Origin of the sequence: Moorella humiferrea (assembly GCF_039233145.1) — a bacterium.
Lineage (GTDB): Bacteria > Bacillota > DSM-521 > Neomoorellales > Neomoorellaceae > Neomoorella > Neomoorella humiferrea.
Genome location: NZ_CP136419.1, coordinates 2335317 through 2360750 on the forward strand (window position 1 = coordinate 2335317; position 25434 = coordinate 2360750).

Genomic DNA, 25434 nt, shown 5'->3' on the forward strand with positions numbered 1-25434 from the left:
GGCGATTTCCCCGGCCTTTTTTAAGCCTTTTAGGCCCTGGTTATTTTTACTATCATATCGGCATACGTTGGCATGCCCATAATCGGGGTAAGATTATCAGGATCTACCAATTCATTATGATTGGGGGTATATTCCCGCTGATGGTAGGTGGTCCCTAACCCGGAGGAAAAACGACCGCCGGTACCAAAACCCATCTTGATAACCCCAGGCCGTATGCCTTCCGTCAGGAATACTTTACCCCGCACCTCTTTACCCAGAGGGTTGGCTACTACCACCATATCGCCCGTCTTTAAACCCAATTTTTTCCCATCCTCAATATTCATCATTATGGTTCCCACACACCAGGTACCGGGTTTAAAAGTATGGGGTACCGTCATATATTGACCGTTTTTAGTATCAACGATATTATACTGAAAACTATTATTTAGGGGCATCCAGGTACCTTCCACGGGAGTTTCGCCGAGCCAGGGCACCATGTGGGTTCCGGACATGGCGTGATGGACCCGACCGCAGATAAGCTGGAAAGGATACTCCGCGGCATACTTCTGGTATTTAGGATTGGTATACGGATTCCATTTCGTCTCAAACCAGTAGAAGCTGGAAGGATAGCGGTCAAAACCTACTTGCTTTAAGCCCAGAGGGATGATACCACTTTCATCAATAAGTTTGTTATACTGCTCGTAACGTTTAAATTTGAATTCAATAAGTTTGGAATCTGTGGGTGGCCAGATCCCATTGGGAACATAGCCTTTTTCTGGGTCAAATTTGCGGTAGCGGTACCAGCTCATGGGCCAGACGGCAACGCCCTGGTGTTCCCGCAGCCACTTTACGGTTAATAATTCACCGGTAACTTCTTTCTTTTCATGATCGATTTTTACCCGCCCTGCTTCTAATGAATCCGGTGTACCAATTAATTTATAGCCGTAAGGTAGATTGGGATAAGGTAAAGGCTCACCGATGTTGTAATAACCCGGCGCCGGGGCCAGCATCTCGTTGACGAAATCCTCCTGGGTGCGATACTTCTCCCAGAAGTCACTGCCCTTAATATCGGGGTCTCCCAGTTCGGCCAGGCGCCTGGCCAGCATATTCATAATCTCCGTCGGCGTCTTGCACTCATGCAGGGGTTTAATGACTTCATCCCGGAGGTAGAGTACCGGGTGGGAAGGATAAATATCACTTAAGCTCATCCGCTCTACAAAACTGGCTTCAGGTAAAATTACGTCGGCATAAAGACCGGTCTCTAAAAACAGGGAATCAATGGCCACCACCAGGGATACTTTGTATTCCCCGTTGCCGTCTTTAGCGGTCAGCGCCTCCTGCCATTTCCAGGTGGCTGAACCGGTTATAACCGGATTTCCCGTCCGGATGAAAAAGCCTTTGATTGGATACTTATAGCCTTTAAAGGGACCGTAATTTATTGTTACTCCCTCTAAAAATCGCCGCGGATAATCGCCCACCACATCATCCCAGGCCGCCGGCCAGTCGCCGTAGGCATCCATATGCAGCTTTTCGATTTCAGCTTCAATTTCCTGACCGTTAACCAGGCGTTTAACTTTACGCTTTTTGAAATCTTTGCCGGTAGCTTTACCGCCCTTGCTGGCTTTAGTTATTTCAGTATCGATGGCCCCGCCGGGCACGTCAAAATTGCCGGTAATGATGTTGAGGGCCGTTCCCAGGATCGAAGCCACGTAGCCGTTATAATGGTGTCCGGGGCTCTGCATGCCCCACACCAGGGCCGCCGGTTTGGTTATACCGAAAAGGTGGGCTACCTCGGCGATCTTTTCTTTGGGTAAGCCGGTCCGATTTGCCGCCCATTCCAGGCTGTAGTAAGGTAAATTATTAATGGGATCCAGCCTGCTCCACCAGGATTTGAAGGCCGCCTCAAATTCTTCCCAGCCAAGGCTATAATTCTTGAACTGCCAGTCGATATAACGCCGGTTGGGATCATGGGGATTGTCGTTCTCCAAAATATAGCGTAGCATAGCAGCAAAGAGGTCGGGATCGGTCCCGGGCCGGATAGGCAGCCACATATCGGCCTGGGCGGCCGTATTGGTATGGGCCGGGTCTACGACAATAACCTTGCAGCCGTTTTCTACCTTGGCCCCTACCGTACCTCTACTTTCGTAATTAATCCGGGTCGCAACAAAGGGATTCCACCCTACATAGATAATTAATTTGGTATAATAACGATAATCTTTCTGCAGGCCGCCGTCAGGCTGGCGTACCAGCACCGGCCGCATGACGTCGGGTTCAATGCGCTTCCCGCCCAGCATCAGCTTTGGGCCATGGCGCCTGGGAGTATCGCAGATCGAGCCGTGTTCCACACAGTTGGGCGTACCGAAGGCGAAAAACAACCGCCAGTACTGGTCACGGTCGGTAACGTCGCCGGTATCCATGATAATGGCTTCGGCGCCGTATTCTTTTTTTATAGCCACCATCTTCCTGGCAATATAATCAATTGCCTCTTCCCAGGTGGCGCGACGGAACTTGCCCTCGCCCCGCTCACCTTCACGGATCATGGGGTATTTGACCCTCTCCGGCGAATAGACCAGCTGAGCGCTGGCTGCTCCTTTGGCACAGCAGGCGCCGTTATTATAGGGACAAGCTTCATTGCCATAAATCTTAATAAGTTTACCGTCCTTTACCCACATTTCCAGGCCGCACTCTGAAGGGCACATGGCACAGGCAGTATATTTAACCTGGACACCATCAGGAACCGGTTCGCCGATCGCCCGGGCGGGCCTCAAACCCCAGAGGTAATTGCTCCCCAGCCCCAGACTCGCCCCGGCGGCCAGGGTACTGGATAATTTTAGAAAGGTTCTCCGGGAAAGGGTAAATCCGGTTTTGTTTTCCATAAAATCCACCCTCCTGACTACCTATGGTAATACCGCCAGGTTTCCGGCTGTAAGCAAGGCATAGCGCATACAGAAAACGCCGATTAAAACCAGTATGGCGGCAAACTTTAACCTGGCAATATCCGGTTTTTTAGCTGCAAGAAGCAAACCCATGGGCAGGATAAGGCCAAGAAGAATCTCGCCCAGGTAAAAGAAAGGATTACTCCACCAGGTGCGCAGGGCGAGTATCCCTGCCTCTCCTCCGGCTGCCAGGAGCAAGGTGCGGGAGATAATCCAGACCAGGCTGGCAATAATACCCCCCAGCATTAATCCCCTTGCCCTTACGTTTATCCCCTCGCCCGGACCGATCAGCATCGTCACCGCCAGGCCGGCGAGAAAAGTAGTGGTTAAGAAATATGCCGGCAGAATTTCGCTCTGCCAGAGGGCTTTACCTTGCAGCACACCAAGCTCGAAACCAGGATATACTGCCAGCAGCAAAGACAGGATAAACATGATAAACAAGGTCGATCGGTGTGTGGCTCCTTCCCCCGTGGCAGCCGTTTCTGCTCCGGCAGAACCGGATAGATGGAAGGTAAAAGGACGCAGGCTAAAGATTAAGGCCAGGCCGAAAAAGAGTAACAGCCAGGCCCCCCAGGCCATCGGCGAGTTGACATTAAAATTGGCGGGATTGAATAAATGCCAGAAGCGTAACGGGCGATGCAGGTCCAAAAGCAAGATAAAGGCCGCCAGGGCAAGAGTCACCAGGCTTAAATAACCGGCGCGGCGTTGCCACAATTGGTCAATCTGTCCGCCCAGCAACCGGCTCCCGCCAGTTATCATAATTGTGCCGGCACTAATGCTAAGAAGAAACAGGTATATGGGAACAAGTACATTCCAGGGAGCAGCATTCATTACCGTATAGGTCATATTAACTATCATTTATGCCCCCTCCTTAACCATAACCAGGAATTCGTCGAGACCTATATAATAAACATGGGGCATTGTACCCAATTCTACCTTCAGTTGCCGGGCCGGGTTAACCGCCAGCAGCCGGGCGATATCGCTTTGGGGATCATTCAAGTCACCAAAAATACGGGCTTTACCCATACAGTTGTGCACACATGCCGGGGGTAACCCTTTTTCCATTCTTTCCCGGCAAAAATCACACTTTTCGGCCACTTTCGTATTGGGGTTAATAAATCGGGCATGGTAAGGACATGCTTCCACGCAATATCCACACCCAATACAACGGTCACGATCAATTAAAACCACACCGTCTTCGCGCCGGTAAGAAGCCTTCACCGGGCATACCCGGACACATGGCGCCTTTTCACAATGATTGCAGAGTCGCGGTTGGAAATAGCGCCGTACTTCGGGAAATTTGCCTTTTTCCGCCATATTTACCCAGGAGCGAAAAAAACCCAAAGGAATTCCATTTTCCATTTTACAGCTTATGGTGCAGGACATGCAGCCTACACAGCGACGCAGGTCGATAACCATCCCGTACTTTTTAGGTTTAGCATCGGGCACAGGACTAACCTCCTTTTTCTAAAAAGTTACTTTTATGCTATCTTTTCAGTTTTTTAACCTTTGCATCACGTATCCTTTTTCACCTCCACAGTGAAAAATATATTTTGCACTCACTAGCGTTGCATAAAAATTTTTAGCACAGTGCAAGGCAATATATGGAAGGCAGAATATGTTATATAATAACATTAATGGTGTATACAACCATGCATTTTCTTCCTTCACTGGCCAAAGGACTTAGGTTATCAGGGGTAGTCCTTATCCACATATTGCCATATAAAGTTGCTTAAAGAACTAAGGGGTCATAAGTTACGTCGTTTAAATAATCAGCTTCGCCAGCTAAAACTTGCTTTACTAAATCCTGATAGATGCCTTCATAGTCTATCTTGTGCCGCCCATAAGACCTTCGTTTGGGTTTACGGTGCAGGCTTTGGACGAAGAAGGTAAAGGGCTCATATAGACAGGTGCGGATTAAACGTTTAATAGTGAGCAATGGTCCTTGATAGCCGGCCTTTAATTGCAGCATAACCATCAGGCAGTAGGTTATTAGCGCTATGAAGAGCTGGTTTTCTACAGCCTGTTCGCTTTTACCATAAAAATGTTTCACCTGCAGGTGTTGTTTCATCCATTTGAAGAAGAGTTCTATCTGCCAGCGCTTACGATAAATCTCGCTTAATTCTTCCGCCGGTAACTCGAAATCATTGGTGACTATAATTACCGGTTGCCCTTGGGTATCTTCGGTTGTTATCAGCCGTAAAGGGTGCTTCATTTTGGTAACTCCATCTTTGCCAAGGTAAACAAGCTGTTCCTTTTTAACCTTGCTGTCAGGGTTTACCGGCAACTCGGCGATTATTTCTACCAGAGCATTACCCTTTAAGCGGCTGGCAAAGCGGACGCCTTCTTCACAGTATCTGTCAAACTTCTTGTAATCGACATAGCCGCGGTCAAAGACGTTTAAGGCTTCTTCTTCCTCTACTACGAGGGTATCCATCTGGGTTTTATCTGCCTTCCGGGCCGGGGTGACAATTGCTTTATCAGGTAGAACCTCTTCTTCACAGAACTTTAAGCGCAGGTGGAGTTTTATCCCGCTTTTAGTCCTACGAAACTCGGCCCAGAGGTACTGGGTAAAACAGAGACTAATGATAGTGGAATCGATGAGGTAAATACGTCCTGCGGTATTTCTTAAGTTTTCAAAGCCGATTTCCCGGCCTATCCGGGTGGTGAGATGGCTGAATAATAGCCGGATGAATTGCGGCGATAAATCCCTTAAACGGCGCGCTATCTGGGAGAAACTGATACTCTCTAAATTGATAGCCAGGCTAAATTGCGGGTCATTGAAGCTATTGCTGATATCCCGCAAGCCATTAAGTTGTTCCAGCTGAGCGAAGGCTATTAGTTTAATGAGTTGAAGGGAATTTAGCTTCTTAGCGTACTTATCGACCCCCATACCGGCGGTTAACTGCCAAAAATAGTCGTTAGAAACTGGAGCAAACAGTTGATGAAATGTGGATAATGTGGTATCCTTACCTTGCATTTGGGCCTCCTTATGTTAGAGGTTGGGGCAAGGACTACCCTCAATCTCTAGTATAAGGAGTTTTTTCTTGCAAGGCTAGGTTATTTCAGGAATTTGGCTGTTTTTTGGGCGTTATTTCCCTTGACAAGTTTATTTTTTCTTTATGCAACGCTAGTGCGTTTGCTTTTAAATAAAATTATAACCGCCCAGGAAAGCGAACGCCAGCGTATCGCCCGCGAACTACATGATGAAACAAGCCAGTCCCTATCGGCCCTCCTGGTCGGCCTTAAAACGGCTGCCACCATGGCCGGCCAAAAGGAGGAAGGAGTGGAGAATATTTTGGAGGAGTTAAAGGAAGGCGTTAACCAGGCCTTAAAGGAACTCCACCGTATTATTTATGACCTGCGCCCCAGTTTACTTGATGACCTGGGGCTCATTCCGGCCCTTCGCTGGTATTTGGAAACGAAACTAAAGCCTACCGGTATCTGCCTAAACTTTAATATTGGAGGAAATCCCGGGCGCCTACCGGCGGAAATAGAGATAGCTATTTTCCGGATTACCCAGGAGGCCGTTACCAATATTATTAAATACGCTTCTGCGCGGCAGGTTGCCGTAGAATTGCATTTCTTTCAAGATGAGATTAAGCTTCAGGTTAAAGATGACGGTTGCGGCTTTGATATGGAGGCGGTGATGAATCCACGGAATGCACGCAGACCTCTAGGGATCCTGGGCATGAAAGAAAGGGCAAGATTGCTGGGGGGAGACCTGGAAGTGCGGACCGCCGCCGGGCAGGGTACGGAAATCAACGTAACCTTACCTGTTAGCAAGGAGGAAGGTTATAATGGCCATCAAGGTTTTGATTGTTGATGATCATACCCTCTTTAGGGCCGGCCTGAAGGCATTGCTGTCTTTCCAGGAAGATATCCGGGTAATAGGGGAGGCAGGTAACGGCGAAGAAGCTTTAAAATTAATTCGTTGCTTAAATCCGGATGTCGTGTTGCTGGATATTGCCATGCCAGGCCTTGACGGCCTGGCCGTAACCCGCCAGATTAAAGATTACAATGAAGGGATAAAAGTATTAATCCTGACCCAGCATGAAAACAGGGAGTATTTGCTTCCGGCACTAAAAATGGGCGCTTCCGGTTACGTGTTGAAGAGGGCGGCTGCCGACGAGCTGGTAGCTGCCATCCGCTCCCTCTATGCCGGCAAGGCCTTCCTGGACCCCGCCATAACGGAAACGGTCCTGGCCGACTACCGTTATGGCGGGATGATGGAAGAGACAGATGAACTTGATACCCTGACAGAACGGGAGCGGGAAATCTTGATTCTGCTGGCCCAGGGCCGTACTAACCGGGAAATTGCCGGATTGCTGCATATCAGCAGTAAGACTGTAGATTTTCACCGCACCAATCTAATGCGTAAACTTAATTTGCATAACCGCATCGAGTTAACTAAATATGCCTGGCGCCGTGGCCTGGTAAAACCTTAAAACCAAACCAGGGTATTTACCTGATGTAAATTCAGGGTTTTTACCTAAGTAAAAGCCGGTCTCTTGGGAAGTTAGAAGGAGACGCGGCTTTTTTTATAATTTATTAGTGCAAAACACTAGCGTTGCATAAAGAAAAAATAAACTTGTCAAGGGAAATAACGCCCAAAAAACAGCCAAATTCCTGAAATAACCTAGCCTTGCAAGAAAAAACTCCTTATACTAGAGATTGAGGGTAGTCCTTGCCCCAACCTCTAACATAAGGAGGCCCAAATGCAAGGTAAGGATACCACATTATCCACATTTCATCAACTGTTTGCTCCAGTTTCTAACGACTATTTTTGGCAGTTAACCGCCGGTATGGGGGTCGATAAGTACGCTAAGAAGCTAAATTCCCTTCAACTCATTAAACTAATAGCCTTCGCTCAGCTGGAACAACTTAATGGCTTGCGGGATATCAGCAATAGCTTCAATGACCCGCAATTTAGCCTGGCTATCAATTTAGAGAGTATCAGTTTCTCCCAGATAGCGCGCCGTTTAAGGGATTTATCGCCGCAATTCATCCGGCTATTATTCAGCCATCTCACCACCCGGATAGGCCGGGAAATCGGCTTTGAAAACTTAAGAAATACCGCAGGACGTATTTACCTCATCGATTCCACTATCATTAGTCTCTGTTTTACCCAGTACCTCTGGGCCGAGTTTCGTAGGACTAAAAGCGGGATAAAACTCCACCTGCGCTTAAAGTTCTGTGAAGAAGAGGTTCTACCTGATAAAGCAATTGTCACCCCGGCCCGGAAGGCAGATAAAACCCAGATGGATACCCTCGTAGTAGAGGAAGAAGAAGCCTTAAACGTCTTTGACCGCGGCTATGTCGATTACAAGAAGTTTGACAGATACTGTGAAGAAGGCGTCCGCTTTGCCAGCCGCTTAAAGGGTAATGCTCTGGTAGAAATAATCGCCGAGTTGCCGGTAAACCCTGACAGCAAGGTTAAAAAGGAACAGCTTGTTTACCTTGGCAAAGATGGAGTTACCAAAATGAAGCACCCTTTACGGCTGATAACAACCGAAGATACCCAAGGGCAACCGGTAATTATAGTCACCAATGATTTCGAGTTACCGGCGGAAGAATTAAGCGAGATTTATCGTAAGCGCTGGCAGATAGAACTCTTCTTCAAATGGATGAAACAACACCTGCAGGTGAAACATTTTTATGGTAAAAGCGAACAGGCTGTAGAAAACCAGCTCTTCATAGCGCTAATAACCTACTGCCTGATGGTTATGCTGCAATTAAAGGCCGGCTATCAAGGACCATTGCTCACTATTAAACGTTTAATCCGCACCTGTCTATATGAGCCCTTTACCTTCTTCGTCCAAAGCCTGCACCGTAAACCCAAACGAAGGTCTTATGGGCGGCACAAGATAGACTATGAAGGCATCTATCAGGATTTAGTAAAGCAAGTTTTAGCTGGCGAAGCTGATTATTTAAACGACGTAACTTATGACCCCTTAGTTCTTTAAGCAACTTTATATGGCAATATGTGGATAAGGACTACCCCTGATAACCTAAGTCCTTTGGCCAGTGAAGGAAGAAAATGCATGGTTGTATACACCATTAATGTTATTATATAACATATTCTGCCTTCCATATATTGCCTTGCACTGTGCTAAAAATTTTTATGCAACGCTAGTGAAGCAAACGGTAATTAGCCTCGGAAGTTCTCAGGCCGTCTATGCTTTCCTTTAACCGGCTGGACATCTCATTAAAACATACAGCCAGTTCCCCTAATTCATCATTACCCGCTACTTTAATCGTTTCTCCCAGGTAACCCTCCCCCAGGCGACGCAGGGAAAGGGTCAATTTCTCCAGGGGTTTAAGAATCCGCCGACTTAAAAATGAAGCCACCACCAGCGCTGTTAACATGCCGATTATCGTTAATAAAATTACGGTCCTGGCCAATTTACCGGTGGCCTGCCGAACTTCCTGCTGGCTAAAACCTATATGCAGTTCGGCATCAAGGCCATCAAGTATTTTGTACCCCACATCCCGAATAAGTCCCTGTTCGCTGTCCAAAATCCGCATGCTGGAACGTTCCCCGGGAGGTACCGGGTTAATATTAATAAGGCCGGCGGGAAAACCTTTAGGGAATGTATGAATGACCATCCCGGAGGGCAGACCGGTTACAAATGCATAAATGTTATTAGGGTTCATACGTACAACCGCTTCCAACATGCGTTGGACCACCAGAACGTCCCCATCCAACAATGGATTGGCAATATCTTCAGCTACTACCTGCACCAGAGAAAGTTCTTTATCTGCCACCTGATTATTTAGAGCCCTTTCAATCACCTGACGGGTACCTAAGACCATCAACAGTCCTAAAAAAACAACTATCCCAAAAACCGTCAGCAAAATTTTAGTTCGTAAACGCAATGTTTAAAACCCCCGACCGACTACTTTACTTTAATAAACCGAACTGTTCGGCCCATCGCCGCAACTCACTATACTCTTCATTACTTGTGGGCATAAAACCATTGGGCATTTCTGATTGATCCCAGTTGTACAGCATATCGCGTTCTTTACCCTGGGGGTCAAAAGCCAGAAGGGCATCCCGGATCTTTCTTATTACCTCCGGCTGGATATTAGCGTTAACGGCAATGCCACTGCTAGGGTAATATTTGGATTGGGCTACGATCCGGACGAGGCCCCGGCCGGCCAGGAAACGACCCAAAGTGTCCTGGATGGCACCGGCATCAAACTCTCCACTCATGACGGCGTTGGCCACTTCAGCATGGGAGGTCAGGTAATCATAACGGGAAAATTGCTCCAGAGAAATTCCTGCTTCGGCAAGCATGATCCTGGCAATTAAATTACCCTGGGTGGAGTTGCGGGCGCCAAAGGCAAAACTATGGCCGGGCAGGTCGGCCAAATTGTAAATATCGCTCGATGGTCTGGTAATAATCAAAGATTGATAAAGGCCGTCATTGGCACAGCGCCCCCGAACAATTAACTCCACTCCATACTTTTCATGGGCCTGGAGGTAACTCACCGTTCCCACCGCAGCTATCTGGACGACACCTGCTCCCAATTCTTCAACTATGCTTCTGTTTTTAGGGGTTACATGCAACTTGAACTTATACCCTGTTTGACTTTCCAAATAACGGAGAAAGGGAACGTACATTTTTACGTCCTCTTTAATCTCCAGGCGGCGATCAAAGCCGAAATATATCGTTTCCGGGTCCCGGGAAACCGGTTGCTCAACTATTTTTTCAGTATTGGCCTGGATAGACGTTAGGTTTATCCTGGCCACCTCTTCCTGTCCGCAGCCTGTAATCAGGAGAAAGGTTAACATAGTTAAAATCATACCTGCCATTAATTTTTTCATGGACACACCCCGCATTAAAAAATAATGGCATTGAAACGCTACAAAAAGCTTCAACGCCATTATTGAAGATTCCTGCCCTTTTCTTTTACATGCCATAAATTACATTTTAATATCTCAAAAACCATACTTTCCTGTTAACAATACGGTTATTATTATGGCCAGGGCGCTGAGAATCACACCGGCTAAAGTATTCCTTTGACTCCTGCTGTACTCATGTAATTCTTGATGCAGTAAATTGAATTTTTCCTCCAACCTGTTATACGCTTCTTTCATTTCATCACGTAATAGGTTTAACTTGCCTTCCAAGCCGTTAAGATCTTCCTTCGTCTCCCGGTTCAGTTTGTCGAGCTCTTCTTTCATCTCGCGGCTCGACTTGTCAACCTCCGCCTTCGTCTCCTGCCGCACTCTTTCAAGTTCTTCTTTTAGCTCACGGTTCGACCTGTCAATCTCTGCTTTCGTCTCCTGCCGCAGTTTGTTAAGATCTTCTTTCATCTCCTGGCGTAAATTATCTATTCTTTGGTCCAGGGTTGCTATTTTTCCCTCTAAACTATCTTTAAGGCCATCAATACGTTGGGATAAATTATCTATCCGCAAGGAGAGGTTATCCGTACGCTGGGCCAAATGATAATAACAAAATTCCGAAGCCGCAGCAATCTCTTTCCGAGCGCCTTCTATTATTTCTTTTTCCGACATGGCCATCCCCTTCCCCTCTCCTTTCTGCCAATATTTTAACACTTCCCGGAGGGGCCAACAAGTAAAACTTACCTGTCTATTCCCCTACGATGTAATAGCAAAAGGGAGGCTTGCGGCCTCCCTTTTCCCGTCCGATTTCCCGCCTTTCCTGCTTACTTCCTGCTCGGTACCGCTCCATAATACCGCCGCTGGAAGCTTAAGGCCACGTTCACCAGGCCGATCATTACCGGTACTTCAATAAGAGGACCGATGACAGCCGCGAAGGCCTGTCCGGAATTGATGCCGAAGACGGCTACGGCCACGGCGATGGCCAGCTCAAAGTTGTTGCTGGCGGCGGTAAAGGAAAGGGTTGTTGTCTGTTCGTAATTTACACCCAGGCGCATGCTGAGGAAAAAGGAAATTAAGAACATGAGGACAAAGTAACAAATCAAGGGAATGGCGACCCTTACCACATCCATGGGTAGGGAAACGATATACTGGCCCTTAAGGGAAAACATAACCACAATAGTAAACAATAGAGCAATCAGGGCCAGGGGACTGATCTTAGGGACAAAGGTCTTCTCGTACCATTCTTTGCCCCGGGCAGGCATCAGGGTGAAGCGGGTGATTACGCCGGCCAGGAAGGGGATACCCAGGTAAATGGCCACGCTGGTCGCCACCTCGCCGATGGAGACATGGACTTTCATCCCCTGAAAGCCCAGCCACGCCGGCAGCAAGGTAATGAAAATATAGGCATAAATTGAATAAAAAATAACCTGAAAGATGGAGTTCAGGGCCACCAGGGCGGCGGCGTACTCGGCATCACCCCGGGCCAGGCTGTTCCAGACGATGACCATGGCGATGCAGCGCGCCAGGCCGATTAATATGAGGCCGGCCATGTATTCCGGGTAATTGTGCAAAAAGATGATGGCCAGGATAAACATCAGGATGGGACCGATAATCCAGTTCTGGATAAGGGATAAGGCCATTACTTTACCGTTGCGGAACACCTTACCCAGTTCCTCGTATTTCACTTTGGCCAGGGGCGGGTACATCATGACGATCAGGCCGATGGCGATGGGAATTGAGGTTGTACCGACCGACATCTTATTCAGGGCATCCGCCACCCCGGGCACAAGATAACCCAGGGATACACCGAAGGCCATGGCCAGGAAGATCCACAGGGTCAAAAAGCGGTCCAGCAGGGATAACCTGGCCACAGGTTGACTGTTGTCTGCAGTTGCCATTAACTATAAACCTCCTCGCCGGTCTTTCTCTGTTACATTACGCCAACATTCCTCTTTATTGCCTTTGTTGTGCCTTCCGGGCGGAAACGCTTCTTCGCACCAACAATTCCTAACCATCCCTCTCCTTACTACCCATCTTCCGGAGGGGACGACAGGCAACCTTGGGATTTTCCAATAGCTGTTGCAGCTTTTCATAGTCGGCAGCAAACTCCTCTTTGTCTCCCAGGGGTACCTCCAGATAGGCCAGCCATCCCTGGAGAACCGCGGCTAATTTTTCTTTATTGAGGTGGTAGAACACCCACTGGCTCACTTTTTCCTCCCAAACCAGGTTCGCTTCTTTCAGGACCCGCAGGTGCTGGGAGATGGCCGGCTGGGTGATGCCCAGGATCTCTTCCAGCTCGCAGACGCACAGCTCCTCTTCGGCCAATAAGGCGATAATCCTGAGACGCAGGTGCTGGCCCAAAGCTTTAAAGGCCTTTTCCCATTCCTTTAATGTCACCCCCTTCACCTCCTTATATAAGTCATTAATTATATAATATTGAAGTTCAGGGACTTTGTCAACAATATTTAAGAGTTCGCCTTAAGTTTTACAGGTTGGTCTATGCTTTATCTTCTTTTCGCTTAATTTATTTTTCGCGAAATTTTTCTTGACAAATGACATGGAGCTTGCTATGTTATATATGCGTTTATTTCTATATTATTTTTTAGGAGGATATATGCAAATGCAACGTAACACCCTTATTCTCATCTTAGGTCTGGCCGGTTTTACCGTTATGGCCGACAACTGGGTGGTTTCACCCATCCTGCCGGCCATAGCCCGCTCTTTAAATGTTGAAACCGTCCGGGCCGGCCTGTTGATTACGGCCTACATGATCCCCTTCGGCCTGTTCCAACTAATTTTTGGCCCTTTGGCCGACCGTTACGGTAAGCGCCAGGTAATCAATTTCTCCATGGCCTTATTTACCTTGGGTACAGGCCTCAGCGCACTGGGCTTCAGCCTCACCGGCCTTGCCTTTTATCGTGCCTTGACCGGCATCTTTGCCGCCTCGGTAATGCCCATCTCCCTGGCCCTTATCGGCGATGTATTCCCTATCCAGGAGCGCCAGTCCGCCATCGGTACTTTTATGGGCATATCCTTCCTTGGCCAGGGCCTAAGTATGGCTATCGGCGGTACTATAGCCTATTTCCTGAGCTGGCGCGGGGTTTTTGCCGCCTACGCCGTCCTTGCTCTGGTGTCCACCCTGTTGCTTTACACCATCGGCCGCAGGATACCTTCGGTCCGCAATCCCCGAAGCCAGTTCTTCGCCCCCTACCTGCGCCTTTTGGGGAACACCAAGAGTGCGTCCGTCTACCTGGTAGTGCTCCTCGAAGGTATCCTTATCGTCGGTTCTTTCTCTTATCTCGGAGCCTATATCGCCCAAACCTATCATTATAATAACTTTGTCATCGGCCTGATTATGACCGCCTTTGGTATCGCCGCCGTTGTGGCCGGGCGTCTCAGCGGTCCGCTGGCGGCCCGGAACGGCCGGCGCCCGGTACTAATGGCGGGCCTGCTGGCGGCCGCCGCAGCAGACCTCCTCTTTTGGGTTTACGGTCACCAGCTTCCGACGTTAATAGCAGGAGTGGCCCTGCTGGGCTTGGGTTTCATGCTCGCCCACTCTACCCTCCTTACCATAGCTACGGAATTCGCCGCCCGGGCGCGGGGTACGGCCATGTCCCTGGTAGCCTTCGCCTTTATGGGTGGCGGCGGCGTTGGGACGGCCATCGGCGGCCGCCTTATCCATGCTTTTAATTTCAGCCGTTTCTTTGCCCTTTATGCCCTCTGCCTGTTCCTTTTAATCATCCTAGCGTCCCTGGTGGTGCGCGGCGATACTGCCGCCTCGACAGGTATGGAACCGGCCGGCGATACACGCTAAATGGTGGAAGTCCCCTTGACTTGGATACCAATTAGTAGTATGATGTTTGTAGCTTATATATGTTAAAAGCATATATAAGCTACTCAAAAAAATAAAAGGGGAAAGAAACATTGTGTAACTATGCCGGGCACGGTCCTATTGGTGGTCATGGCTGCGGACCGCGTTGGGGAAGTTGCTGCCGCGGTCATCACCACGGGAGCTTCCACCGTCGCTTTTTTACCACCGCGGAGAAAAAGTCCCGCCTGGAAGAGTATCTTAAAGAGCTACAGGCCGAAGTGAAGGCCGTGGAGGAAAAGCTGAAGGAACTGGGAGAAGGGGCTTAATTCCCCTTCTCCATGTCTTTGTCCTGACCAAAAATAGCTTCGTAACGGCGAAGGAAGGTGTCCAGGGCGGCTTTATTGCGCCGGATGGTCACCGCCCAGTCGTGAAGGTAATCTATCCCTTCCGGGGTTATCTCATACCTCCGCCGGGCCGGTCCAGGGCCAACTGTCGACCAGTGGGACCGCACCAAACCTTCTTCCTCCAGGCGGCGTAAATGGCGGTAGACCGCCCCGGCATCGGGAACGCCTTCCCATAATCCCAGGCGGTTCATGCTTTCCATCAGTTCGTAACCATGGGTGGGTTTCTCATACAGTAATAATAACAAGCAGGGCTGCATAAAACCTTCCATGCGGGCGCCGCGACAATCGCAGCGGCCATGGTGGCCGCCGGGACCGTGACCGCACATGGGACCACTTCCTATCTGTTATTTACATATGTATGTTGCTAACACAATTTAAAGATAAAACATTAATTCTCTGCTGTCAACATAAGGGACAGCAAGCTGTAAAAAATCTTAATCCCCAGTAAAAACTCAGTAAAAACTAAGGAAGGCAGAAAGGAGCAGAGCTGTGTTTACCCTCTTTCTCTATCTCTTGGCCTTGGGGGGGCTGGTGTTTTCCTTCATCAAAGACCGGCAAAAAACAAAAATGGCCGTGATGAAAGGATGGAAGGCCTTTACCAACATCTTACCCGATTTTGCCGTCGTGCTGGCCCTGATAGGTATCATGCTCACTTACCTGTCACCTCACACCATTGCCACCCTGGTAGGCAAAAGCAGCGGTTTTTGGGGCATGCTGGCTAGCTCCATAGTCGGCTCCATCACCCTCATCCCCGGTTTCGTCGCCTTCCCCCTGGCCAAATCCCTCCTCGACCGGGGCGCCGGTATCATGCAGATGGCCGTCTTTGTCTCCACCTTGATGATGGTGGGCGTCGTCACCGCTCCCCTGGAAAGCAGGTATTTCGGTAAAAAAGAAACTATCCTCCGTAATTCTTTAAGCTATGTCTTTTCCTTTATCGTGGCTATTATCATCGGGATGGTGGTGGGATCGTGAACTTACTTAACTTAATTAAAACTTACCGCTACTTTTTATTAATTATCCTCTTTGATTTGATAATAACAATCTTTCATCCAGACACCGGCTTAACAATTTTCAAATACACCGCCGGCAACTTTGCCGAGATGCTCGCCATCATCCCGCCGATTTTTCTCCTCCTGGGCCTGCTGGATGTCTGGGTGCCGCGGGAAACTATTATCCGCTACCTGGGTGAAGGTTCCGGCTTAAAGGGTATTGTCTTAAGCATAGTGCTGGGGGCGGCCGCCGCCGGGCCCCTCTACGGCGCCTTCCCGGTGGCCGCCGTCATGGCAAAGAAGGGTACTAAATACAGGAACATTATTATTTTTCTCTGTTCCTGGGCGACTTTAAAAATCCCCATGTTTCTCTTTGAAATGTCAGCCTTGGGCATAAAGTTCGCCCTTACCCGCTGGCTGGTCAACGTCCCCGGGATACTGGCCATTGCTTATTTTATCGATCGCCTTATAGACGCGGAAGACAAAGCGGAATTCTACCGGCGCCAGATGGCAAATCCATAGTTTATTCCAGCAGCCCCTGCAGGGCGTTAAAGCGTTCACTATTGTCCGGCTCTGCCAGGGGCGGGCAATCCGCCAGGGCGTTCTCACCGCTCAGCAACCTGGCGGCAAAGGCCAGGCAGGTCAACTGGCCGCACCGGCGGCAATTGGTCCCGGGCAGCCATTTGTATATTTGCAGGGCTGTGGGCCTTTCCTTTTTGACGAAAGTGGGCGGGATTTCCTTTTGCCGCCGGTGGGTATCGTTGATTAAATCTTTGAGCCAGTCCAGCACCTGGAGGGCGTCCGTCATATTGACGGCCTTGGCCATTGTAAGCTTGCGGGGGTAGAGGGTAATCAACCTGAACTCTTTCATAAAAGTCAGGTTTTTGCCGTAATGGTTATATACGGCATTCTTAATCACGGTATTAAGATAAGGTAATAACTCCTCAATGTCCCGGCTCAAAACCGCCTGCAGGCGGATCTTCTCTGCATCGGCCAGGCAAGTTTCCACTTTGGTGATGTCTATTTTTTCCAGAAACACAGGCAGTACCTCCCCTCTGTCCGCTACTCTCATGAGTGTCAAACACAACCATCATGAAAATGGTCTAAAATAGCGAAGTTTCTCAAACGCTTCAGCTTGATATTTCAATAATCTCCTTTATCGCCGCTAAAAAGGCATCTATCTCTTCCGCGGTATTGAAATAACCCACGCTGGCCCGCACCGTTCCCCGCTCCAGGGTGCCGATGGTTTTATGGGCTAGGGGCGCGCAGTGCAGGCCCACCCGGACCATAATATCGTGGCCCTCGTCCAGGGCGTAGGCCACCTCTTCCGGGGCTAGCTCTTTTAGGTTGAAGGACACCACGCCCACCTTGCGCTCCGTTTCCCGGGGGCCATAGACGGTCACCCCAGGTAAGCCTGCCAGCCCCGCCAGCATCCTGGCCGTCAGCTCTTCCTCGTGGGCACGGATACGGTCGATCCCCTGGTTAAGTATATATTCCACCGCCGCTTTAAGGCCGGCGATACCTACCATATTCAATGTCCCGGCCTCAAAGCGGTCCGGCAAATTCTCCGGCATATACTCCAGGCGGGACACCGACCCGGTCCCCCCTTCCTTCAAGGAACGCAAATCCAAACCGGGACGTATATAGAGACCGCCGGTACCCGTAGGGCCGAGTAAGCCTTTATGACCGGTGAAGGCCAGGAAATCGATATCTAGTTCCCGGACATCGATGGGATATGCCCCGGCCGTCTGGGCGGCGTCCAGCAGAACCGGCACCCCGTACCGGTGGGCCGCGGCCGTAATTGCCTGTACCGGCATCACCGTTCCCGTAACATTGGAGGCGTGGGTGCAGACCAGCAGGCGCGTTTCCTCCCGGAAGGCCGCATCCAACTCTGGCATTAACAGTTCGCCGTCTTCCCGGCAGGGCACCACGGTAATGCTTATACCGCGTTCCTTCTCCAGGGTTTTCAAACAGCGCCAGACGGCATTATGTTCCATAGCCGTAGTAATGACATGATCGCCGGGGTTCAACCAGCCCTTGAGGACCAGGTTGATTGCCTCGGTGGCGTTGGCCGTAAAGACGATGCGAGTGGCGTCATTAATGTTAAATAACTTCCCCAGTAGCCGCCGGCACTGGAAGACTATCTCTTCCGCCGCCAGGGCGCGGCGGTAACCGCCACGACCGGCGCTAGCCCCGATATTCTTCATAAAATGCTCCATGGCCTGCCAGACCGCCGGCGGCTTGGGAAAGGTGGTAGCGGCGTTATCCAGGTAAATGGCCACTGTTTACACCCCCTGCCCGTCCTCTAAACATCTCCAGCAACGGAAAAAGGGAGGATCTCGTTTATCCTCCCTGCCCGCTCCCGGCCAATTAAGCCAGAAGCCCTTCAACCTCTTTTATAATTTCGTCAAAGGGGATATCTCCGGCATAACGCGGCGTGCCGTCGACCACTACCAGGGGCGCCGGGTAAGGGCCGTTAGTAAGGGCCCGCAGCTCTGACGGCACCTGATTCCGGGGTACTGCCCGGAGGTCGATGTAAACCGCCTCCGCCTGCCCGACGAACTTTTCCTCAAGCTGCTGCTGCAACTCGCCGACCTGCTTTTTAATCGCTGCCGTGGTCATGGCCGCACCGCCGCCACAACCGCAACCGCAGCCACCCCCGCTACTCGGGTAATCATAAATCTCCACTTTCACTTTAGCCATTTTTAACTTTAACCCTCCTGCTTAATTTTTGTCACCTGCTCCAGGATAGCGGCCGCCACATGATCCACCATGGCCTTCTGCTCCCCTGTAAGCTCCCTAATGGATAAAGTGCCTTCGCCGATGTCTTCTTTGGCAATAAGATCGGTAACAACCACCTTGCCGCTCACCGGCCCGCTCAAGGCTTCGGTGGCCTTTAAAGCGCAACATTTTTCGCACCCGTCAATGGTTATCGTGGGATAATCGCGGGCGAAGTTGCGTTCTTCCTCGCCGCCGGCCATAAACAGCGGCAGGCATATAGTTACGAAATTATAGCCCGGCCTGATGGAGCGCAGCACTTTCTGGGTGGCCAGGCGGGAAATGGTCCCCCCGGGGCAGGCCTCGCCGCTGCAGGAAATCAGGCCCACCGATAATCTTCCTTCTTCGCTCATGCTTTCTCCTCCCCCACAGGCGTTTATTTCTCCTCGCTGGCGTCATACCAGCGGTCGACTTTACCGGCCAGGTCGGCAGCCAGCTCGTCGGCAATCTGCCACCCTGCCGCCGTCAAGTGAGCGGCGGTACCGGCATCGACACCTCGGTGGTTGCGGAAGGCATCCACGGCGCGGACCCTTTCCACCACCACGCCGCCGGCCTGTTCGACGTTCTTGGCCGCGCAGAGCTTTGGGCAGCCGTCCACGGTAATGCACCTGGCCCCGTTGATCTCCTTCCTGGCCTCATCGTCGCCGTAAACCAGAAGGGCCAGGCACATGGTCGCCGCTTTATCGGGCCGCAGCTCTTTTACGGTCTTTAAAACTGCTTCCCGGCCCAGGAGGCCGTACATCTTGCCGATGCCGCTACAGGGGATGACGTAAACTTTGCGGAAGCTATTTCCCGGCATTGAAATCAGCCACCTTTTCCTTCAATACTTCCAGATAGCGCCGCCCGTCCAGTAAAAATTCGCGGTCAGCCTCAAAATTGGTCAGTTCCAGTTCGGCAATCCAGCCCTTTTCATAGGGGTTTTCATTGATGAGTTCCGGCGCCTCCAGGACGGCTTCATTAATGGCCACCACTCTACCGGTAACCGGGGAAACCAGCTCATACACCGCCTTGGCCGATTCGATGGTTCCCATCTCGCCGAATTGCTCCACTTCCGTACCTGGGTCGGGGGGCGTGACAAAGGTGATATCGGAAAGGTTCTGCTGCAGGTAGTCGCTGATGCCTACGCGGCCCCTGTTCCCCTCTACCTGCACCCAGCAGTCGTTCTCGTTGAAGTAAAAGCCTTCCAGGGGGACCCGGAAGATAAACTTATCGTGGCGATGGATAGCGTATTCCACAGGGCCGGCAAAAAGACCGGTGTTTTCTTCCGATGCCCGGCCGGCTCCCTGTTCCATGAATACAGGCTGCCAGGAGCGCCAGACATCCTCTACAAAGGCCGCCGCCCCTGCCCCCAGCCGCCAGTCCGGGCCGGGATTATAGTCCCTCTTTTTAGCTTCTTCGGCCATGGTTATCTTGCGGGAAATCTTCAGGTTATTATTGGCGGCAATGCGGCTGGCGCAGCGGGTGGCGCAGCCGTCGATAACTATGAGGTTTCCTTCCTGGAGGAGGGAGGCATAACGGGACGGCGCCGTCTGGTAAAGCACCGGGCAGATGATCTCGCCGTCCATAGCTGCCGCCATTTTGAGGGCCAGTTCCCGGGCCAGGCAGCCGGCTTCTTTATCCAGGCCGTTACAGGGTAAGATAACATACTTTGCCGCCACGGCTATTTACCCCCTTCTTGCTGGCGCAGGGCCTTGATTGTTTCCAGGACGCGGGATTTTTCGGGAAAGGAAATGGCGTCGGGTCCGCAGGTCTTGGCGCAGGCGCGACAGAAGACGACACAATTGTTGGGATTGGCCACGATAAGCCGGGGCTCTTCCTCACGGATTTCATATACCTGGTGGGGACAGAATTTAGCGCACTCCAGGCAGTAGTTGCACCTGGTATAATCAATCACCGGCGCCCAGGTGATCTTATCCCGCGGGACGCCCATAAAGGTAGTTTCAGCCATTGGCTCGCGCCTCCCAATCTTTAAGGGCGTCGGCAACTTTCTGGAAGGCTTCTTCGGTGGTCAAATCGCGGATATCCAGGGGGTAAAAATCGGTCTTCATATCCATCCCGGCTGCCGTCAAGGCGTCCCGGAACATTTTATTCTGCATGTTGGGGGCACAGGCGGCAATCATGACCCTGCGGTGGGCCTTGAGGAAGTCGGCCAGGAAGCGGTCGCCGTCCTCCTCGCATAACTGGGGATGGATAAACCCATACTCCACCGGTAACTCAACCCGTACGCGGTTAATAAAGTCCCAGATGTCCATCTTGGCAAACCCCGGGCATTTGCCGGTGCAGACGCACATGATCAAACCCGGCCTTTCTTGAAGCATATTGATTTCCCCTTTCCTGATACTCCGGAAATATATTCCGTTCAGTTCTTGATAGGTTTATTATATAACTTTCTACTTATTTGTCAAGGTTATTATATTCCATTTTACTAATATAATGTGCTATAATGTGCGTATCGATGTTTCTTTCATTTTGTTTTGCCTTTGTTGAATCCCTGCATGAGGGCCATAGTCTCGGCAATCTCCCTGGCGATAATCTCCCCGGCCAGATCCAGTAGAGTAACGATGCGGGGATCCTTGATGCGGTAAATCACCCGTAAACCGTCTTTGGTGGCCTCGACAATGTCCTGTTTGCGCAGGACGGCCAGGTGCTGGGAGATGTTGGGCTGTTCTAATTCCAGCTCTTCCATCAGCTCACAAACGCAGCGCTCACCATGGCGTAAAAGTTCTATAATCCGCACCCTGGTGGGGTGAGCCAGGGCTTTGAAAAATTCCGCTTTTAAATTATGGATGCGTTCCATTGTTACTTACCTCTTATATATTAGAATATCACTATATCCAGCCTATAATTTATATTGCCCTTTGTCAAGTAAAACCCTTTATCAACTGTGCTGATGCATAAAATTAATCTGTTTACAATAAGTAAAGGCAAAATCCGGGATGAAAAAAGATCTTATATGAATAAATACTAATTTCTATTAAAGAATATAGCTAGAAGGTAAATAATAAATCTATGCTGAGAAAGAGGTAAAAAATTCCAAAAACCTACCGACATTTTCAATTAATGAGTTTAACCCAATTTGGCTATTGACTTTTTATTTTTTATTGCTAATATAATAATATAATAAAAAGTTAATGGGGTGAGACAAATGGCAGTAGAGACTTTGGTAGGTGAAACAAGAACATATGCCAAAAACAAATGGATTCTTGCTACGGTAGCCATCGGCGCCTTTATTTCCACTTTTGATGGCGGTGTAATTAATGTCGGCCTGCCAACCATCGCCAGCTATTTTAAAACTAATATCAATACTGTCCAGTGGGTCACTTCTGTCTATTTGTTGGCCATGTCCGCCCTTCTCTTGATCTTCGGCACCATGGCCGACGCTTACGGCCGCCGCCGTATCTATAACGCCGGTTACTTTGTTATCACCATTTTCACCCTCTTTTGCGCTTTGGCCACCAGTATCGGGATGCTCATTTTTTTCCGGGTTTTACAGGCTGTAGGTGGATCCATGGTAATGGCCAACGGCATGGCGATAGCAACAGAAAATTACCCACCGGAAGAGCGCGGTAAAAACCTGGGGTTTTTAGGAACTGTAGTGGCCATCGGCAGCTTGGCCGGGCCGCCCCTGGGAGGTTTAGTAATCGGCTGGATGGGCTGGCGGGCCGTCTTCTTTTTAACCTTCCTGGTAGCCCTCGCCGGCTTCCTGGCCTCGGCGGTAACCATACCCCGGGACAGGCGTTTAAAAGAAAAATTGAACTTCGATTACACCGGGGCGCTGGCTGTTATTATCGCTATTGTTACCTTTATCTACGGTTTTTCCAATGCCAATGTTTACGGCTGGACCAGCCCCATAATTCTTATTAGCATTCTCCTTTTTATAATCAGCAGCCTATTTTTGATTTTTTACGAACGTCGCCGCGCTAATGCTATCCTCGATTTCCAGCTCTTTAAAAACTGGACCTTTACCTCGTCAATTATAGCCGCCCTGGTATCTTTTATTACCATGTATTCACCGACGGTTTTGATACCTTTTTTCTACCAGAAAGTGCTGGGCTTTACTCCCCAGAAAGCCGGTTTCCTGATGATGGCTTTCCCGGCGGCCATGGCCATTACCGCCTCTTTCAGCGGCTGGCTTTCCGATAAAATCGGCTATGTTCTCTTAACCACCACCGGCCTGGTATTGAACGGCCTAGCCCTGGTGGCCCTGGCCAACATCAGCCTGCAAACGCCTATAACCTTGATAATTATTTATATCGCCGTAATGGGCGCCTCCCTGGGGATGTTCCAGTCCCCGAACAATAGCTGCGTTATGGGCAGCGTGCCCAAAAACAAGCTTGGTGCCGCCACCGGTATCAGTCAATTGATCAAAAATCTGGGTATGGTCATCGGTATCACATTTTCTGTAGCCATCTTCAGTTCGCGGATGGCCGCTATGCCCCTTGAGTACAATCAAGCGTTCGTCAGAAGTATGGGTTTCGTCTATTACCTGGCAGCCGTTTTAAGTTTTGCCGGGGCCGTTATCTCCTCCCGGCGTGGTAAATAAATTAATTTAAAAGGTGGGATAGTTCATGACACAACATGAAAATTGGTACCTTCCATATATGGATCAAAAGGTCAAGGGCATTAAAGTGGTAGAACGTCCGGCACCGGTAGCTATCTTTTACTGCGCCGGGGCCTCCAATGTAGGCCAGAGCACGGTACTGGGCAGCAACGCGGCTGCCCGGCGCCTAGGATATGACCGGGCCGCCCTCCTTTGCCTGGCCAGCATCTCGGCCGGTTTGAAAAATGTCAGCCGCGCCGCTGCTGAAGCCAAAGGTATCGTGGCTGTAGACGGTTGCCCCATGCAGTGTGCCCGCCGCACCCTAGAAAAGGCCGGTTTCCACGTTAACGAGAGCCTGGTTGTTACCAGGGACTGCAATGTGCCCAAATCCTTTATCCTGGAGGACGCCGCCGCTATTACCAACGTCGCCGAGGCCATTGTTGCTAGCGTAGAAAAAATCGAAAAGGGCCGGATGGAAGTTAGCGATGCGGGAGGTTATGATGCTAAGTAGGACCGGTAACCGGTAACAATTAAATATATAAAGAAATTAATTAAAAATGGGGGTTGAAAATCATGAGTAAAGACATGGGGAATCTCAATGTCGAAGAATTGCTTGCGAAAATGGCCCAAGAAACCGGCAGTGAACCCAAACCGATGAAGTATTTGGCGCAACTGCGGCCGGAAATGGTTTTGGAACATGCCCGCAGCAAGCAGTTTGCAGCCTCAGGACAGGCTATCCCGGAAAAGTATAAAGCCTTGATCAGTTTCGCTGTTGCTGCCGCCCTGGGTTCTGAGAGCTGTACCCTCACCCAGGCGAAAATCGCCCGTCGTAAAGGAGCTACCGCCGAAGAAATAATCGAGGCCCTAATTACCGCCCGTTTTACTACTTCCTCTACTATCTTTTCCACTGCAGTAAACGCCCTGGAAATGCTCGCCGGGGAAAAATAGGCTGATATCCCTGCTATTTTGCCAAAGGGAAAAGGGGCTTAATGCCCCTTTCAGGCTGTAGAAAAAGTCCCTTTTAAGGTAAAAGCCTTCTTAAAATCCGCGAAATTCTCTTGGTTTCAGGGGACTAGTTTTTAAAAAATAGGGGTTTGTCAACAGTCTGAAAGGGGCTTAATGCCCCTTTTAAATTATGCAGGAAAGCAACCCCCTACCCGTGCAGCCTTCGTATTCCATTTGGAGCATAATGTGCTCGATGCCGAATTTATCCCGCAATAAGGCTTCCACTTGCCGACGTAGCTTTTCCGATTCACTGATAGATATATCCTGTTCCAGGTCGATGTGGCCTTCAAAATTAATCTGCCGCTCTCCCAACTGCCAGACATGCACATGATGCAGATCGCGGATACCCGGTAAGCTTTTGATCGAGGTATATATTTCCTCCAGTTTTATCCCTTTGGGTGTGCCTTCCATGAGAATCTGGACTGTATCAGCAACAATTTCATAGCTTTCATTAATGACATACAGGCCAATTAAGATGGTTAAAAGGGGGTCGATCCAGGTTATCTGCCAAAAATAGATCGCGATACCGCCGGCAACTACCGCCACTGAGGACAAGGCGTCGGAGAATAAATGCAGGTATGAAGAACGCACGTTCAGGCTCTTGCCGGCGTCGCGCCGCAGGAGTAAAGCCGCCAGGGTGTTGGCTAATAAACCGAGGGCTCCGACAACCATCATCATTGAGCTATTGATAGCCTGGGGATGTAGTAAGCGGGTTGCCGATTCCTTAAAAAGCAAAAGGGAAATCGCTATTAACACAGCGGAATTGAACAGGGCGGCCAGAATCTCCAGACGCTGAAAACCGAAGGTTTTCTCCAGGGTTGCCTCCCGCCGGGAAAAACGTAACGCCGCCAGGCTGATGGCCACGGCCGCCGCATCACTTAAGTTGTGTAGGGCATCGGAAACCAAGGAAAGGCTTCCCGCCAGTAAGCCTCCAGCTATTTCCGCAACGGTAATAAGCAGGTTTAACAGCATCGTTAGCACCAGGTTCAGGCCGTTTACCGTTCCTGTTTCCAGATGGCTGTGGTGATGATGGTGATCATGGTGATGCAGACGCCTATCATTGTTATGCTCATGATTCTCCACTTTTTACCCACCCCGTCTTGTTTCGTAAGATTATATTACTTTATTCTTTATTACTTA

At 49.9% G+C, this 25434-nt stretch carries 30 protein-coding genes; 10 read left to right on the top strand and 20 right to left on the bottom strand.

The annotated features are described in order from the left end of the window. Positions 1-29: 29 nt before the first annotated feature. The 4 genes from MHFGQ_RS12065 to MHFGQ_RS12080 all read right to left on the bottom strand — a co-directional run bounded on the left by MHFGQ_RS12065 (position 30) and on the right by MHFGQ_RS12080 (position 5895). Entirely contained in the window at positions 30-2855 is a 2826-nt protein-coding gene (locus MHFGQ_RS12065) for a molybdopterin-containing oxidoreductase family protein (protein WP_106006566.1), read from the bottom strand. A 21-nt stretch (positions 2856-2876) separates the two neighbouring features. Further along, a complete protein-coding gene (gene nrfD / locus MHFGQ_RS12070) occupies positions 2877-3773 on the bottom strand; it encodes an NrfD/PsrC family molybdoenzyme membrane anchor subunit (RefSeq protein WP_106006567.1) in 897 nt (298 codons plus the stop codon). Then, positions 3774-4334, bottom strand: coding sequence for a 4Fe-4S dicluster domain-containing protein (locus MHFGQ_RS12075; RefSeq protein ID WP_170066424.1), 561 nt, complete (start codon positions 4332-4334; stop codon positions 3774-3776). A gap of 313 nt (positions 4335-4647) precedes the next feature. After that, complete coding sequence (locus MHFGQ_RS12080) at positions 4648-5895, bottom strand: IS4 family transposase (RefSeq protein ID WP_106005600.1); 1248 nt, start codon at positions 5893-5895, stop codon at positions 4648-4650. A gap of 120 nt (positions 5896-6015) precedes the next feature. On the opposite strand from MHFGQ_RS12080, the gene MHFGQ_RS12085 reads away from it, so the two are divergent. From MHFGQ_RS12085 to MHFGQ_RS12095, 3 genes are all read left to right on the top strand, one after another. Next, the gene (locus MHFGQ_RS12085) at positions 6016-6741 is read left to right on the top strand and encodes a sensor histidine kinase (protein ID WP_170066191.1); all 726 of its coding nucleotides are present in this window, start codon (positions 6016-6018) and stop codon (positions 6739-6741) included. Next, positions 6716-7363, top strand: coding sequence for a response regulator (locus MHFGQ_RS12090; protein ID WP_146127125.1), 648 nt, complete (start codon positions 6716-6718; stop codon positions 7361-7363). Before MHFGQ_RS12085 ends, MHFGQ_RS12090 begins: the two co-directional genes overlap by 26 nt. 270 nt (positions 7364-7633) lie before the next feature. Continuing rightward, a complete protein-coding gene (locus MHFGQ_RS12095) occupies positions 7634-8881 on the top strand; it encodes an IS4 family transposase (RefSeq protein WP_106005600.1) in 1248 nt (415 codons plus the stop codon). Between the two features lie 166 nt (positions 8882-9047). Here the strand turns inward: MHFGQ_RS12095 and MHFGQ_RS12100 are convergent, their stop codons facing one another. From MHFGQ_RS12100 to MHFGQ_RS12120, 5 genes are all read right to left on the bottom strand, one after another. After that, positions 9048-9794, bottom strand: coding sequence for a HAMP domain-containing protein (locus MHFGQ_RS12100; RefSeq protein WP_106005477.1), 747 nt, complete (start codon positions 9792-9794; stop codon positions 9048-9050). 25 nt (positions 9795-9819) lie between these two features. After that, on the bottom strand, positions 9820-10746 hold the full coding sequence (gene phnD / locus MHFGQ_RS12105) for a phosphate/phosphite/phosphonate ABC transporter substrate-binding protein (protein WP_211292893.1): 927 nt from the start codon (positions 10744-10746) through the stop codon (positions 9820-9822). Positions 10747-10860: 114 nt separating this feature from the next. Continuing rightward, positions 10861-11439, bottom strand: a complete 579-nt coding sequence (locus MHFGQ_RS12110; RefSeq protein WP_146127137.1) for a hypothetical protein — start codon at positions 11437-11439, stop codon at positions 10861-10863. A gap of 152 nt (positions 11440-11591) precedes the next feature. Continuing rightward, positions 11592-12665 carry an ACR3 family arsenite efflux transporter gene (arsB, locus tag MHFGQ_RS12115; RefSeq protein ID WP_106005475.1) on the bottom strand — a complete coding sequence of 358 codons (1074 nt, stop codon included), beginning with the start codon at positions 12663-12665 and terminating at the stop codon, positions 11592-11594. Positions 12666-12774: 109 nt separating this feature from the next. Continuing rightward, positions 12775-13164: an ArsR/SmtB family transcription factor gene (locus MHFGQ_RS12120; protein ID WP_106005474.1), complete on the bottom strand. Its 390-nt coding sequence runs from the start codon at positions 13162-13164 to the stop codon at positions 12775-12777. A 223-nt stretch (positions 13165-13387) separates the two neighbouring features. Here MHFGQ_RS12120 and MHFGQ_RS12125 point away from each other — a divergent pair, with 223 nt between their 5' ends. Together MHFGQ_RS12125 and MHFGQ_RS12130 are read left to right on the top strand one after the other, a co-directional pair. Further along, positions 13388-14581 (top strand): MFS transporter, encoded by a 1194-nt coding sequence (locus tag MHFGQ_RS12125; RefSeq protein WP_106005473.1) that lies wholly within the window; start codon positions 13388-13390, stop codon positions 14579-14581. Between the two features lie 110 nt (positions 14582-14691). Beyond that, positions 14692-14904: a DUF5320 domain-containing protein gene (locus MHFGQ_RS12130; protein WP_106005472.1), complete on the top strand. Its 213-nt coding sequence runs from the start codon at positions 14692-14694 to the stop codon at positions 14902-14904. Here the strand turns inward: MHFGQ_RS12130 and MHFGQ_RS12135 are convergent. After that, complete coding sequence (locus MHFGQ_RS12135; RefSeq protein ID WP_106005471.1) at positions 14901-15308, bottom strand: PadR family transcriptional regulator; 408 nt, start codon at positions 15306-15308, stop codon at positions 14901-14903. The two genes, MHFGQ_RS12130 and MHFGQ_RS12135, sit on opposite strands and share 4 nt — an antisense overlap. A gap of 163 nt (positions 15309-15471) precedes the next feature. Here MHFGQ_RS12135 and MHFGQ_RS12140 point away from each other — a divergent pair, with 163 nt between their 5' ends. Both MHFGQ_RS12140 and MHFGQ_RS12145 read left to right on the top strand, forming a co-directional pair. Continuing rightward, positions 15472-15954 carry a permease gene (locus MHFGQ_RS12140; RefSeq protein WP_106005470.1) on the top strand — a complete coding sequence of 161 codons (483 nt, stop codon included), beginning with the start codon at positions 15472-15474 and terminating at the stop codon, positions 15952-15954. After that, entirely contained in the window at positions 15951-16493 is a 543-nt protein-coding gene (locus MHFGQ_RS12145) for a permease (RefSeq protein ID WP_106005469.1), read from the top strand. The genes MHFGQ_RS12140 and MHFGQ_RS12145 overlap by 4 nt, the downstream gene beginning before the upstream one ends. 1 nt (position 16494) lies before the next feature. Here MHFGQ_RS12145 and MHFGQ_RS12150 read toward each other — a convergent pair whose 3' ends face one another. The 9 genes from MHFGQ_RS12150 to MHFGQ_RS12190 all read right to left on the bottom strand — a co-directional run bounded on the left by MHFGQ_RS12150 (position 16495) and on the right by MHFGQ_RS12190 (position 21546). Beyond that, positions 16495-17010, bottom strand: a complete 516-nt coding sequence (locus MHFGQ_RS12150; protein WP_106005468.1) for a (Fe-S)-binding protein — start codon at positions 17008-17010, stop codon at positions 16495-16497. Positions 17011-17101: 91 nt separating this feature from the next. Further along, positions 17102-18253, bottom strand: coding sequence for a cysteine desulfurase (locus MHFGQ_RS12155; RefSeq protein ID WP_106005467.1), 1152 nt, complete (start codon positions 18251-18253; stop codon positions 17102-17104). Between the two features lie 88 nt (positions 18254-18341). Then, on the bottom strand, positions 18342-18674 hold the full coding sequence (locus MHFGQ_RS12160) for a hypothetical protein (protein ID WP_106005466.1): 333 nt from the start codon (positions 18672-18674) through the stop codon (positions 18342-18344). Positions 18675-18682: 8 nt separating this feature from the next. Further along, positions 18683-19102 carry a putative zinc-binding protein gene (locus MHFGQ_RS12165; protein ID WP_106005465.1) on the bottom strand — a complete coding sequence of 140 codons (420 nt, stop codon included), beginning with the start codon at positions 19100-19102 and terminating at the stop codon, positions 18683-18685. A gap of 23 nt (positions 19103-19125) precedes the next feature. After that, complete coding sequence (locus MHFGQ_RS12170; RefSeq protein WP_106005464.1) at positions 19126-19548, bottom strand: putative zinc-binding protein; 423 nt, start codon at positions 19546-19548, stop codon at positions 19126-19128. Next, the gene (gcvH, locus tag MHFGQ_RS12175; RefSeq protein ID WP_106005463.1) at positions 19535-20407 is read right to left on the bottom strand and encodes a glycine cleavage system protein GcvH; all 873 of its coding nucleotides are present in this window, start codon (positions 20405-20407) and stop codon (positions 19535-19537) included. Before gcvH ends, MHFGQ_RS12170 begins: the two co-directional genes overlap by 14 nt. A 2-nt stretch (positions 20408-20409) precedes the next feature. Further along, positions 20410-20697, bottom strand: a complete 288-nt coding sequence (locus tag MHFGQ_RS12180) for a 4Fe-4S dicluster domain-containing protein (RefSeq protein ID WP_106005462.1) — start codon at positions 20695-20697, stop codon at positions 20410-20412. After that, entirely contained in the window at positions 20690-21067 is a 378-nt protein-coding gene (locus MHFGQ_RS12185) for a hypothetical protein (protein WP_106005461.1), read from the bottom strand. The genes MHFGQ_RS12180 and MHFGQ_RS12185 overlap by 8 nt, the downstream gene beginning before the upstream one ends. 146 nt (positions 21068-21213) lie before the next feature. Continuing rightward, on the bottom strand, positions 21214-21546 hold the full coding sequence (locus MHFGQ_RS12190; RefSeq protein ID WP_106005460.1) for an ArsR/SmtB family transcription factor: 333 nt from the start codon (positions 21544-21546) through the stop codon (positions 21214-21216). 348 nt (positions 21547-21894) lie between these two features. Between MHFGQ_RS12190 and MHFGQ_RS12195 the strand changes: the two genes are divergently transcribed. The 3 genes from MHFGQ_RS12195 to MHFGQ_RS12205 all read left to right on the top strand — a co-directional run bounded on the left by MHFGQ_RS12195 (position 21895) and on the right by MHFGQ_RS12205 (position 24237). Beyond that, entirely contained in the window at positions 21895-23292 is a 1398-nt protein-coding gene (locus MHFGQ_RS12195; RefSeq protein ID WP_106005459.1) for an MFS transporter, read from the top strand. A 25-nt stretch (positions 23293-23317) separates the two neighbouring features. After that, complete coding sequence (locus tag MHFGQ_RS12200) at positions 23318-23800, top strand: putative zinc-binding protein (RefSeq protein ID WP_106005458.1); 483 nt, start codon at positions 23318-23320, stop codon at positions 23798-23800. Positions 23801-23862: 62 nt separating this feature from the next. After that, positions 23863-24237: a carboxymuconolactone decarboxylase family protein gene (locus tag MHFGQ_RS12205; protein ID WP_211292892.1), complete on the top strand. Its 375-nt coding sequence runs from the start codon at positions 23863-23865 to the stop codon at positions 24235-24237. Between the two features lie 180 nt (positions 24238-24417). On the opposite strand, the gene MHFGQ_RS12210 is transcribed toward MHFGQ_RS12205, so the two are convergent. Further along, positions 24418-25377 carry a cation diffusion facilitator family transporter gene (locus tag MHFGQ_RS12210; protein ID WP_245907835.1) on the bottom strand — a complete coding sequence of 320 codons (960 nt, stop codon included), beginning with the start codon at positions 25375-25377 and terminating at the stop codon, positions 24418-24420. Positions 25378-25434: the final 57 nt, after the last annotated feature.